This is a genomic window from Mycobacterium sp. 852002-51152_SCH6134967 (genome assembly GCF_001667105.1).
Lineage (GTDB): Bacteria > Actinomycetota > Actinomycetes > Mycobacteriales > Mycobacteriaceae > Mycobacterium > Mycobacterium neumannii_A.
On the sequence record NZ_LZIK01000063.1, the window covers coordinates 179,368 to 193,415 of the forward strand.

Here is a 14,048-nt window from a genome sequence, read left to right on the forward strand (position 1 = left end):
TCTCTCTCACCCCCCGCCGCTCCACGCTATGCGACACCCCCCCCAATTCCCGCTGTCAGCGACCATTTCCGACACCGTCTTCATCGTGTTCATATAGCGGGCGACCGATTTCCTTGCGACCAAATTATCGGGGTGCAGGACCGCCATCGCCGTGCCCTCGCCGTAGCGGAAGATGTAGATAGTGAGTTGATACGAGAAACGACCATCCGGATATATTCCGATATTGTTGGCGAGACCCATGTCGGCGGCTGCCAGAACAGCGTTGAGCGGAGCGGCGCCACCATGAAAGAAATTCGAGACCGGAAAATTCGGCTGGGGCCAATTCAGCCCCGGCGCCAATTCCAGAACGCGGTAATAGGGTACCTTCGCCATATTCAGGCTCGAGTCGAAAGCCGCCTGCGCTGACCAAGCGGCGTCAGCGAAGGACGCAGCGCCAATCGGCACGGTGATCGGAATCAGGCCGGTGAACCATCCCTGCGTCATGAAATTGTCCGTCGCGCTTCGCGAATCCCGAGGAGTGAGCCCGTAATAGGTGAGGGCACCGGTCAGCTCGTGTTCGACCTGGGCAAGGCAGGCGAACAAGCCGCCGATGAAGCGCGCGCCGGCGGTTGTGCAAGCTGATTCAAAGCGCTCCGTCTGAGCTGGGTCCATGAGGACTTCCGACATCATGTCACTGCTGCTCGACTTGAGCGGATCACCTAGCGGGAGCGGAAATTCTGGGAAGCCGCCGTTGTTGGCTTCGGCGAAATCGATCCAAGCCCGAACCTCAGGCGAATCCACGGTCAAAGCTGACGTGCGCTCACGCTCGCGGACACAGAAATCGTCGAAACTACCGGCATCCGGAAGTGTGAGCGCAGTTCCACGCTCGTTGAACGACGAATACATGCCATTTGCTTCCAACATGGTCGTGCCGATCAATGTCGCGTCTCCGTGGACGTGATCCGCGGCAGCGAAGAAAGTGAAGTAGTCCTCGTTCTGGATGATCCCGAAAGTGAAGCATGCCCATTCCAGTGGGCTCGGTATGCCCACCACATGGGCGTGTATCTCATCAACAGTCAGGAAGCCGTGATTGACGGGCATGAACTCGATGTCGGAGGGATCCGCGAGGGCATGCCGAATGAACTCCCCCTCGTCGGTGGTTGCAAACCAACTGCGGAAGGTGTCGTGTCGGCGCAGATAGGCGTTGACGGCGTGATCCATCGCCGTGATGTCGCACTCACCGACCACGTCGCAGCTCGCGATGATTTGTCGAGAGAAGTTCAGTCCCGCGGCTGTCCGTTCGCAGAAATTGCGGAGATGCTGGCGCTGCATGTAACTGATCGGCACCGCACTGACCGGCGCGTGCCGCGCCTTTTCCCGAGCGGCGTCTGTCGGATGCCACGACGTGACATTTCCCGGCTTCAGCGACCATTCGTCAAGTGCGCCAACCGTGATCTTGCCGATGCGCAAATCGCCGTCCTTCCGCTCGGCTGCGGACCCACGCCAGCCGTGCGGCTCAACATACCTCCGCATCGAACGCGGCCGCTCGACGTTTGTCGAACATCGGAAGACCAACACACCCATATGGCGCGCGGAGATGCCATAGTGTCCCCTGCGGACATGCATTTTTCGGCGTGAGAGATGCCTCAGCGGCCACCTTCTTCGCCGACGCAAGGGAGGACCACGCATGGCATCCGCATCCGCCGCACAGCCGACCGAGCCGGCTCCGCATCTTGCAGTCATCGGATACGCAGCGCGCTTCCCGGGCGCCAGAGACGTCGACGAGTTCTGGGAGGTGCTGCGCGACGGCCGCGACGCGGTGTCGGAGGTGCCGGCGGATCGTTGGGACGTCGATGAATTCTTCGACCAGGATCCGGACGCGCCCGGCAAGATCGTGACCCGTCGTGCCGGTTTTATTGACAATGCAACGGGTTTCGACGCACCGTTCTTCGCCGTCTCCCCACGCGAGGCCAGGTTGATGGACCCGCAACATAGGTTGTTGCTGGAGACGGCCTGGCACGCAGTGGAGCATTCGGGAACTGCGCCAACGGCTTTAGCCGGCACAACAACCGGGGTCTTCGTGGGCATGTCGACTCACGACTACCTCGGAATGGCGTCCGACGAGCTGACCTATCCGGAAATCGAGGCCTACATGGCCATCGGGACGTCGCACGCTGCGGCGGCGGGTCGGATCAGCTACAGGCTGGGAATACAGGGACCTGCGGTCGCGGTCGACACAGCGTGTAGTTCGTCGCTTGTTGCTATCCATCAGGCGTGCCAAGCGCTGCGTCTGGGCGAATGTGATCTCGCCCTTGCCGGCGGAGTGAACCTTCTGCTCACTCCCGCCACCATGATCACCTTCTCCAGCGCACACATGCTCGCGCCCGACGGTCGCTGCAAGACGTTCGACGCGGCCGCCGACGGCTATGTTCGGGGCGAGGGTTGCGGCGTCATCGTCATCAAGCGACTTGAGGACGCAGTTCGGGATGGTGACCGGATTCGAGCCGTGATCCGCGGCAGCGCAATCAACCAAGACGGTGCGTCGGGCGGATTGACCGTACCCAATGGCGTTGCCCAGCAACGCGTTATCACTGATGCGTTGAAGCAAGCTGGCGTCGAACCCGGTGCGGTCGGCTACCTGGAGGCGCACGGTACCGGGACTTCGCTGGGCGACCCGATCGAGACACAGGCGGCAGGTGCGGTGCTCGGCGAGGGACGCGACGTGAACCACCCGCTGCTGCTTGGGTCGGTAAAGACGAACATCGGCCACTTGGAGGCAGCAGCAGGTATCGCGGGTGTCATCAAGGTCATCCTGGCGCTCGAGAACGAGTTACTGCCGCAGCACCTTCACTTCCAACATCCCTCACCCCACATTCCGTGGGACCGGCTCCCGGTCGAGGTAGTCAAGGACCCCACTGCGTGGAAACGCAACGGCGTGCCACGTATCGCCGGAGTCAGCTCATTCGGATTCGCAGGCACAAATGCTCACGTCATCGTCGAAGAAGCTCCGATGGAGACAACGCGGTCCGTCAAGGGTCCGGTCGTCCATGTAGCGGACCGGCAGTTCGATCTTCTCCCGCTCTCTGCGCGAACACCGTCCGCGTTGGCACAGGTCGCCGCGCGATACCGCGATTGGTTGAGCGCACACCCGGAGGCCGGCCTCGCGGACGTGTGTTACACCGCTGGGGCGGGTCGAGCGCCCCTCACACACCGGGCCGCAATCGTTGCCAACTCAAGAGAATCCGCCATTGAGCTGCTCGGTGCTCTCGCAGAGTCCCGGCCAGCGCCGGGTCTGGTGCGCGGAGAATCCTCGGAGGCGCCGAAGACGGCGTGGCTGTTCACCGGCCAGGGCAGCCAATACCCCGGGATGGCGCGCGGGTTGTTCGATACCGAGCCGGTGTTCGCCGAAACGCTACAACGGTGTGCAGCTGCTGCGGACCGTATCCTCGAAAAGCCCTTGCTCGAGGTCATTTTCGACCAGGACACTCCCGCCAGCGCAGACACGCTGAGGCAGACCTCCTATGCACAGCCTGCGATATTCGCGGTGGAGATGGGCTTGGCCGCTCTCTGGCAGTCCTGGGGGTTGGAACCAGACGTCGTCGTCGGTCACAGCGTCGGCCAATATGCGGCGGCTTGTTTCGCGGGTGTTTTCAGCCTCGACGACGGCGCCCTGTTGATGGCCGAGCGCGGACGCATATTCGCCAGCTTGCCCTCCGGCGGCCGAATGGCCGCAGTGTTCGCCGACGCCGATCTTGTCGAGACTCAGACCGATGAGTTCCCCAGCTTGTCGGTAGCCGCGTACAACGGCACGAACACCGTATTGTCTGGTCCCGCAGAGGATCTGCAGAAGGCAGTGGCTGGCCTAGTCGCTGACGGTGTCCGATGCGACTGGCTCGAAACCAGCCATGCGTTCCACTCGGCGCTGCTTGAGCCGATCCTGGATGACTTTGAGGCGACAGCGCAGCGGATCCAATTCAACTCACCCCAACGAATCCTCATCGACAACAGAACCGGCGCTGCGCTTGGCAGAAGCGTGAAACTCGATGGCACTTACTGGCGCCGTCACGCGCGTCAACCCGTGGAGTTCGCCAAGAGCGTCCGGACCCTTGCCGACCAGAACTGCAAGGTGCTGCTCGAAATCGGCCCCCGACCCGTACTCGCAGCCGCGGCTCTGGGGGCATGGCCGGATCCGTCCACCACGCCACGGGTGATCGCGTCCCTGCGAGAGAACACTCCCGACCAACGCCAGATCATTGAAGCGGTTGCCGAGGCTTATGTGTTGGGCCACCTGCCCAACTTCAGCGCAATGAGGCATGCCCGAGCACGGAAGGTCGACCTACCCCTCTATCCGTTCGAGCATCGCGAATATTGGTATCGAGACAACCGGGAGCGTCCTCACCAACAGCAGAACCTCGAAGGGCCCCGTACCGACACCGTCCGCCTTCTCGAGGACGGCCGGATCGAAGAACTTGCATCCCTACTCGACGGGCCGGACAACGACCACCGGACCATCGATGTGCTGACCAAGCTCGCGTCGCAACACAACCGACAACGGGCGAGTCACTCCATCGCTGACGACCGCTACGAGGTGTGTTGGGAGAAAGCCGGCACTTTCACTTCCAGCGCTGCCGCTGCGACGGGCACCTGGATTCTGATCACCGAGTCTGCCGATACGGTACGACCTCTGATTGAGGCGTTGACGACGAGAGGTCATCGGCACCGGATCGTCGGATTGCCCTTGTCCGACTCTGACGAGGAACATCTCGCCGACGAATTACGCGTTGCGGCCGCGGACGATTCGATGGTCCGAATCCTGCATGTTCCCACCGTCGGCTCCGAGACCACACCGTCGTTGCAATCTCTCCTGCAGATGCAACACCGATTCTTGAGCGCAACACGACGGCTCTTTCGCGCAGCGAGCGCGAGTGGTGTGCGCATCCCGATATGGCTGGTGACCAAGGGTGCCCAGCGAGTCGTGGACGGGGATGTCGTAGCACCGGATCAAAGCTGTCTGTGGGGCTTTGGTCGCGCCGCGGCGCTGGAGCTACCACAGGTCTGGGGCGGTTTGGCAGACTTACCGCAAGGCAAGGAGATCCGAGCCGACGAGTGGTCTCGGTTGCTCCAACGGGTCGAGTCCTCAACCGAGTCCGCACTCAGAGACGATCAATTTGCCCTTCGCGACGACGAAGCTTACGTCCCGCGACTGGTACGGCGCGCCGGTCAGCCGAGCGGTACACCGCTGATACTCCGCGATGATGCGACCTACTTGGTGACTGGAGGACTCGGTGCGATAGGACTGGAGATCGCCGACTTCCTCGCGACACAGGGTGCCAAGCAGGTGGTGCTGACCAGTCGCCGCGCTCCCGCCGATTCTGTCCGACAACGCATTGAAGCATTGAGCGAACGCCATGGCTGCGAAATCCATGTCATGACCGCCGACGTCGCCGACGCGGACGCAATCGGGGACCTGTTGAGCACAATGCAAATTGAGTTGCCGCCGCTGGCCGGTATCGTCCACGCAGCGGGGGAGGTGGGAACCACTCCGCTCACCGGGGACTCCGAGTCACAGCAAGCCGAAATGGATCGGGTATTTGCGGGGAAGGCTCTGGGCGCCTGGCATTTAAGTGAAGCAGCTGCCACGCTCCACCTAGACTTCTTTATTAGCACCTCGTCGATCGCGTCGGTATGGGGCGGATACGGTCAAACGGCCTACGGCGCAGCGAACGCCTTTCTCGACGGGTTGGCCTGGCGTATGCGCGAGCGAGGTGTCCCTGGATTCAGCGTCAATTTCGGTCCTTGGGCATCCGGCATGGCGGACGCGGAGTCCCGCGCACGGTTGGATCAACGGGGTGTCAAGACGTTATCCCCTGCCGACGCACTTGCGGGGTTCGCTGATGTGATCGCAGCTTCTTCCGTGCAAGCAGTGGTGGCCCGGATCGACTGGAATCGTTTCCTGCCGCTCTACGATCAATCAGGCAGGCGGGCATTTTTGCAGCAGCTGGCCGCAGAGGCGCCTACCGACCAGCCGGCAACGCCTGTGCTGCCATCGGGTAACACTGAGTTGGTCGAGCGGCTGGTCAAAGCCCCGGTGCAGCAACGCAAGAAGCTCTTGACCGATTACTTGCGCAACGCGGTAGCAGATGTGACGCGGGTAGATACCGGCCAAGTCCGCGAAGACACAGGATTCTTCGACCTCGGCATGGATTCTCTGATGGCCGTCGAATTGCGGCGGCGCCTCGAACAGGGAGTGGGCCGTGAGATTCCTGTCACGCTGGTGATGGATCATCCCCGCCTGTCCGATGTAACCGAGTACCTGCTCGACGACGTACTGGGCCTCGGCGAGCAAGCTGCTCCCACCCCGCAGGCCTCGTCATTGGGGACGCGTACAGACGAGCCCATCGCGGTTATCGCGGTGTCGTGCCGCTTTCCCTGCGCGCCAGACCCAGAAGCTTTTTGGGACTTACTTTCTGACGGTGTCGACGCGATCCGCGAAGTCCCTGAGGATCGCTATGACATCGACGAGTTCTACGACCCCGATCCCGAGACACCGGGCAAGATCTACACGCGATGCGGCGGTTTCCTCGATGGCATCGACGGATTCGACCCCGAATTCTTCGGTATCTCTCCGCGCGAAGCCGTCTGGATCGAGCCACAGCAGCGGCTGACGCTCGAAACGGTTTGGGAGGGTCTCGAACGGGCTGGGTATGCGCCAGCCGCATTGCGCGGCAGCCGAACCGGCATCTTCATGGGAGTCGCGGCCAACGAGTACGCACACCTGCTGTCCTCCGAGTCGGTCGACAAAATCGAGCCGTACTTCATCACCGGCAACGCGCTCAATGCGGTATCCGGCCGCGTTGCGTTCGCCCTTGGCCTCGAGGGGCCGGCGGTCGCGGTTGATACCGCATGTAGCTCGGCGTTGGTGGCGGTCCATCAAGCCTGCCAGGCATTGCACACCGGCGATTGCGATATGGCCCTGGCCGGTGGCGTGAACGTTCTGCTGAGCCCGGTGACGGTGATCGCCGCATCGCGCGCCAGGATGCTTTCTCCTGTGGGTCGCTGCAAGACTTTCGACGCATCAGCTGACGGTTATGTGCGCAGTGAAGGCTGCGGCGTTCTGGTGCTCAAGCGGTTGAGCGACGCGCTCCGCGACGGTGACCGTGTCCAGGCGGTGATCTCTGGCAGCGGAGTCAACCAGGATGGCGCTTCCAGTGGCTTGACAGTGCCCAATGGCGGCGCGCAGCAACGGCTTATCGCTTCTGTGCTAGCCCGCGCGGGTGTAACGGGCAACGATGTCGATTATCTCGAGGCGCACGGGACCGGCACGCCGTTGGGCGATCCGATCGAGGTGCAAGCGGCCGCAGCGGTCTACGGCGCCTCACGCGATCAGAACCGACCCTTGCTGATGGGATCGGTCAAAACCAACGTCGGTCACCTCGAATCCGCCTCCGGAGCAGCTGGCTTGATCAAAGTCGTATTGTCTTTGCAGAACGGATTGTTGCCACGGAGCCTGCATTTCGACAACCCCTCGCCGCATATCCCGTGGGATTCGCTGCCGGTGCGAGTCGTCGATGAGGCAATTCCGTGGCAGACCAACGGGAGGCCGCGCCGTGCCGGCGTGAGTTCTTTTGGTTTCACCGGCACCAATGCTCATGTGCTGATTGAGGAAGCACCGCCGCTTGAGGTCGCTGAAGGCGCAGCAGGAGCGCCGACCGAAACGTCCTCGGCGTCCTCAGAAAATGAGCAACCGGTCAACGTATTGCCGCTTTCCGCGCGGTCTCCCGAAGCTCTGATCGCCTTGGCCCGGCGGTACAGGGTCTGGTTCGATAAATATCCGAACGTCGACCTCACTGATGTGTGCCTTACCGCGGGAACGGGCCGTTCCCATTTCGAGCATCGGGCTGCGTTGGTCGTCGATTCGCTCCAGAGCGCCCGTGAGGGCGTGACCGAGTTGGCCGAGAACCGGCAACGCCCAGGTGTCCTGCGTGGCGAGTGCGCCGATCGACCGACGACCGCGTGGTTGTTCACGGGACAGGGAAGTCAGTATCCGGGCATGGCTCGCGAGTTGTACGGTGCCGAACCGGTTTTCGCTGAAACGGTACGACGTTGCGCGGACGCGGTTGACGGTATGCTTCCGCGCCCACTGCTCGATGTCCTCTTTTCTACAAACCGTGACGATGCAGAAGTGTTACAGCACACGTCATTTGCGCAACCTGCACTTTTTGCGGTCGAGATGGGCCTGGCTCGGCTGTGGCAGTCGTGGGGCGTTGAACCCGACGTCGTCCTCGGTCATAGCGTCGGACAGTACGCGGCGGCCTGTGTGGCCGAGGTATTGAGCCTAGAAGACGGGGCACGGCTGATGGCCGAGCGCGGCCGGTTGTTCGGTAGCCTGCCCGAAGGCGGTCGCATGGTAGCGATCTTCACCGACGCGAAGCATGTCGAGGATATCGCCGGTGAGTTCACACGAGTGTCGATCGGCGCTTACAACGGGCCGAACACAGTCCTCTCCGGTCCCGGCGAGGATCTGGAGCAGATAGTCGCGAAATTCAGTGATGAAGGCATCCGTTGCACCTGGCTGGATACCAGCCACGCCTTCCACTCTGAGCTGTTGGAACCGGTGCTCGACGAATTCGAGTCGTACGCAGAGCAATTGCAGTTCGCCGCACCGACGCTCCCCTTGGTATGTAATCGCACCGGTGCTGTGCTCGCCACCCAAACGCCGCTGAATGCACAATACTGGCGGCGACACTCCCGCCAGCCGGTGCAATTCGCCGAAAGTGTGCGCTCCGCAGCCGCGCTCGGATGTTCGGTGTTGATGGAGATCGGTCCGCAACCGGTGCTAACCGGCGCCGCGGTGCAGATCTGGCCGGAGCACATGCCTGCACCGCGGGCAGTGGTCTCACTGCGGAAAGGCGTTGATGACCGCCGTCAGATCGCGGAGGCGGTGGCCGCGGCGTACGTGGGCGGTCACCGCCTCGATTTCGCTGCGCTCAACCGCCAGCGCCGTCCCAAAGTCGAATTGCCAACATATCCGTTCCAACGCCGCCGCTTCTGGCCCAAGACGTCAGGCATCACGGTGGATGGACCCGCGACATCCGGATTACTCGGGAGCGCGAAGGATCTCGCCTCCGGCGACTCCGTTTACACCACAAGGCTGTCCGTCAAGACACAGCCTTGGCTGTCCGACCATGTCATCTACGGAACGGTCGTTGTTCCGGGTGCCACGTACGTGGCCATGGTCTTAGCCGCCGCCGGAGCGCCGGCCCGGGCCAGAGACATCTTCTTCTATGAACCGATTATCCTGCCTGAGAAGGCTTCTCGCGAAGTACAGCTGACGCTGCATCCGCTCGAGGACGGCGGAGATGTGAGCTTCAAACTGCATAGTCGACCGTACGGAGTTCGTGATGCCGAATGGTCGTTGAACGCCGACGGCACCGTCCTGAGCGCCGATTCCGCTGTGAGCGATGAACCGGTAGCGCAGAGCACTGAACCAATCAGTGAAGTGGTGGAGCGGCTGGGGCGCATGCGCACCCAAGAGTTGTTCGAAACCTTCGCTGACGCGGAATTGGTTTGGGGGCCGGTCTGGTCCAGTTCCCTGAAGTCACTGTGGGTCGGTGAGGGCGAGGCGATTGGCGACATTCTCGTCGGCGAAATGCTGGCCGAGCACCTCGGCACCGAGCCGATGCACCCGGTGCTGATGGATCTGTGCACCGGTGTCACCTTCCCGGCATTTCCGTCGCATCTCGCTCTCGAACGAGGCGTCAACGACATGTTCTTACCGTTGCGGTACGGACAAGTGTGGTTGCAGGAGAGGATTCCACGCAGGTTCTACTGCCGGGCGAAGTGGCACGCCAGCGGCGTCGACAATGAGACTCAAGTCTTCGATCTGGACTTCGTCGATCGAGACGGTCGGCTCCTCGGAGGAATTCGCGAGTTCACAGTCAAGCGGGCGCCACGTGAGGCGCTACTTCGGGGCCTAGGTGGGGACGCCACCCGGCTGCTCTATACCCTTGGCTGGCACGAGGTGCCGCTAGCGCCGCTCGATGATTCCGCCGTCCCGGCGAATGGGACGTGGCTGATCGCCGGATTCGATGAACTTGCCAGCACTGTCCCCGGCTGCACTTCATTCGACCGGACCACTGATTCGGCGACGTTGGGGACGTTGTTGGTAGACGCGTACGACCGCGGTGTCGGGTTCTCCGGTGTCGTTTGGCGCGCGTCCGTGCCTCAGACGGAGGAGTCGAGCGCTGAAGCCGTCGCGCGGCTCGAAGCCGAGATCGTCAACCTCCTCAGCGCTGTGCACACCGTTCAAGCGAATTCGGGAAGCGGCGGTGTAAAGCTTCCCGGTGGTGTCTGGGTCGTCACCGAGCGGGCCGTGGCCACTGAGTCGGGCGAACCGGTTGATCCCTTACAGGCCGCTTTGTGGGGCCTCGGGCGCACCACTATCAATGAGGAACCGGCTCTGCGCTGCAGATTGGTCGATAGCGACGGATCACCGGATGCGGTGCGCATACTCGCCAACCTGTTGACGGCGGCGATCGACGAACCCGAGCTGGCTATCCGGCAGGGAAAGCTCTTGGCCTCGAGATTATTGCCCTGGGCGCGCAGCGGCCATCTCACCGTTCCCCGCTCGGGGGACTACGTCCTCGCGCCGACCGAACGCGGCGCGATCGACAATCTGCGTCTGACTGAAACCGAGTTGTCACCACCGGGCGATGGTTACGTGCAGGTTCAGGTGGAGGCTGCGGGCCTTAATTTCCGAGATGTGCTCAACGTACTCGGCCTGTACCCGGGTGATCCTGGGCCTATCGGCGGGGATTTCGCCGGTATTGTCACGCAGCTGGGGAACGGCGTCACAGGCGTTGAAGTGGGCCAACGTGTATACGGATTCATGCAGGGCGCATTCTGCAGCCGATTCAATGTCCCGCTCCAGCTGGTGGCGCCATTGCCGAAGGGACTAAGCGCGGTTGCGGCAGCGACCATCCCCGCTGCGGCGCTGACGGTAAGGCTCGCGTTTGACTGGGCGCAGTTGAAAGCCGGTGACCGCGTGCTCATTCACGCCGCCAGCGGCGGTGTCGGCCTATACGCGGTTCAAATGGCGCAGCAACACGGAGCCATCGTCTTTGCGACCGCCAGTAAGTACAAGCGTGCGACGCTGCGCAAAATGGGCGTCAAGTTCGTCTACGACTCGCGCACTACGGATTTCGCGGACCAGATTTTGGCGGACACCGATGGTTCAGGCGTCGATGTCGTCCTCAATAGCCTGACCAACGAGGGATTCGTCGAAGCCACCGTGCGGGCCACCGCGCTCAACGGTCGCTTTGCCGAAATCGCCAAGCGCGACATTTGGACACCTGAGCAGATGGCGGCGGCCCGACCCGATATTGCTTACGAGATCGTCGCATTGGACCTCACCGCCTTGCAAAACCCTGACCATGTCAAGCGCTTGTTGACTGAGGTGTCGGATGGGATGGCAAGCCGCGAGTGGACGCCACTGCCCGCTGAGATCTATCCAATTACGGAGGCAAGGGCAGCGTTTCGCCGCATGCAGCAAGCCCGGCACATCGGGAAGATCGTTATGCAGATACCGAACCCGCTGCAGGCAAGGTCCGATAGAAGCTATCTGATCACCGGCGGGCTCGGGGCGATCGGTCTGCACACCACCGCCTATCTGGCGCAATTGGGCGCTGGTGACATCGTGCTGACCAGCCGCCGCGAGCCCGATGCGAACGCGCGGCGCACGGTCGACGAGATCACCGAGCGCTACAAGTGCCGTATCCACACCTTTGCGGCCGATGTCGGCGACGAGTCCGAGGTTGCTCAGCTCTTGCAACGGATCCGCGAGGACTTGCCCCCACTCGCCGGCGTGGTGCATCTTGCCGGCGTGCTCGACGACGCATTGCTTCCTCAACAGAGCCTCGACCGCTTCCGGACAACACTGCGGCCCAAAGCTTTTGGCGCGTTACACTTGGACCGGTTCACGCGAGCTGATGATCTCGACTTCTTCATCGTCTCCTCGTCGGTTTCCAGCGTGTTTGGATCACCCGGACAGGCCAACTACGCGGCAGCCAATGCACTGCTCGACGGGCTGGTCGCGTGTCGTCGCGCACAGGGCTTACCCGCCACATCGGTCAACTTCGGCCCGTGGGCCGAAGGTGGCATGGCATCGTCGGAAGCCGTGCGCAACAACCTCAACGCACAGGGCCTGGCACCGCTGGAACCGTCGGCGGCACTGAGCGCATTGGCCGAAGTTGTCACCAACGGCACCAGCCAGGCGACCGTCGTGAAGGCCAACTGGCAGCGGGCCGCAAAGATATTGGGGGCTGCCCGTCCACCGATCCTGGACCTCGTGCTGCCTCGCCCCGAAGGTGAAACGACCGGTGACAGTGAGTTGCTGCGCCAGTTGCAGGAGATCCCGGTACCTCAACGCGCCGCCTTCGTCACCGAGTTCTTGCAACGCGAGGTGCAGAACTTCCTGCGGTTGGCACAGCCACCCGCGGCGACCAGCCGCTTCCTGGATCTCGGGACGGACTCGCTGATGGCGATCGAATTGCGCAACCGGTTGCACAGCCAGTTCGGCGGCGCGTTCACGATCAATGCGACCGCGGTGTTCGACTATCCGACGATCGGCGGGTTAGCCGAGTACCTCGTTGGCCAACTGCCTGACGCCGAGCAAACGGAAACTTCGGAGACGGAAGCGATTTCGGAGACGGTAACTCTGCAAACCCAGATGATTTCGGAAATAGAAGCTCTGGAACCGCAGATGAATTCGGAGTCGCAAGCGATTCCGGACGCCACCTGATGCCGCCGAGCGCACAGTTGTGTTCGTCCTCTCATCAGAAGAGCGCTGGTCAAAGGAGAGGTACGCCAGAGTGCTATGCCCAGCGCTGCGCCTGCACCTCGGGAGGCAGCGTCGTCTGCAGCGGCGCGTCGAGCCCGTCGTAGATGCCCGGCTTCTGCTCGACGAGCCAGGCAAGCGCGCCGAGCAGCCGATTGGCGGCGGTGGTGTTGCCGCCGTCGGCGCGGGTCCCGCCGGGCACGTCGGCGCGCGTCGTAATGGTCAATCGCGGATCGCCGTCGATGATCACACGGTGGTCGCCGACGCCCTCGTCGGGATACGGCCAATCCGGCGCACACGATGAGTGGATGCGGGTGATGTGGTCGATGACGATTCGTTCGCGTCCGCCCGACTTTCCGATCACTTTCAACCAGAACGCGCCCTGGGTGCCCTTCTCGAACCGGCCCATCACCGTATCGACGGGCTCCTCCAGCGGGCGTCGTTCGACCTCCTCGGCGATCTCGTCGATCTCCATTCCGAGGGTGCGGCCCACCAGCCGAATGTTGCCGCCCCACACCATCGTCGGGATCGACGGAAGCAACATCATCGGCGTCTCGTCCATGGACCCCCCGAAACCACACGACACCTTCACCGCGAACGGCTGGTTGTAGGTGGAGTAGTCGAAGATCTCCTGGCAGTGGATGCTGTTGATCCTGGTGCACAGACCGGCGGCAATCACCGCGAGCGCGTCGTTGCCCCAGCCCGGGTCGACGCCGCTGACGAGCAGCGTGGAGTTGCCCTCCTCGGCGGCGCGGGTGAGCCGGTCGACCCATTCAGGTGGCGCCGAACGCGGGTCGTAGAGCGAGTACAGCGACGGCGTCACCACGTGCCTGCCCGTCCGCAGGCAGCGTTCGATGTCAGAGACGGCGTCGTCCGGTCGAATGTCGCCGGAAGCCATGTAGGCGACGGCATCACAGTCGGCGAGCGCCGCGTCGACGTCGGTGGTGGCGGTGACGCCGGTCGACCCGTCGAGTCCGGCGAACGCGGCGCCGTCCTTGCCCGCTTTGTCCGGCGATGACGTGATGACGCCGGCCAGTGTCAAGCCCGGAAAGGCCGCCGCTGAGCGGATGGCCGCCGCCCCCATGTTGCCCGTCCCCCAGACCGCGATACGAAGCATCGCAACACCCTATCCGGACCCGCGTGACGATTCTCACAATGGGCATCAACGCCTGGCCAGACACCTGTCAACTGCGGATTTGGTTCCCCGACCAACTGGGGGGTTAGTTAGGTCCCG

3 protein-coding genes are annotated in these 14,048 nt (G+C 62.7%); 1 reads left to right on the top strand and 2 read right to left on the bottom strand.

Features of this window, described 5'->3' with window-relative positions; genetic code table 11:
- Positions 1–6: 6 nt before the first annotated feature.
- Positions 7–1,449: a condensation domain-containing protein gene (locus tag A5790_RS19810; protein ID WP_066848359.1), complete on the bottom strand. Its 1,443-nt coding sequence runs from the start codon at positions 1,447–1,449 to the stop codon at positions 7–9.
- 217 nt (positions 1,450–1,666) lie between these two features.
- Here A5790_RS19810 and A5790_RS19815 point away from each other — a divergent pair, with 217 nt between their 5' ends.
- Positions 1,667–12,778, top strand: a complete 11,112-nt coding sequence (locus A5790_RS19815) for a type I polyketide synthase (protein ID WP_082961799.1) — start codon at positions 1,667–1,669, stop codon at positions 12,776–12,778.
- A 73-nt stretch (positions 12,779–12,851) separates the two neighbouring features.
- Here A5790_RS19815 and A5790_RS19820 read toward each other — a convergent pair whose 3' ends face one another.
- The gene (locus tag A5790_RS19820) at positions 12,852–13,931 is read right to left on the bottom strand and encodes a dihydrodipicolinate reductase (RefSeq protein WP_066848039.1); all 1,080 of its coding nucleotides are present in this window, start codon (positions 13,929–13,931) and stop codon (positions 12,852–12,854) included.
- Positions 13,932–14,048: the final 117 nt, after the last annotated feature.

Coding starts and splice junctions, on each gene's coding strand:
- A5790_RS19815 (WP_082961799.1), top strand. CDS start 1,667: ATGGCATCCGCATCCGCCGCACAGCCGACCGAGCCGGCTCCGCATCTT.
- A5790_RS19820 (WP_066848039.1), bottom strand. CDS start 13,931: ATGCTTCGTATCGCGGTCTGGGGGACGGGCAACATGGGGGCGGCGGCC.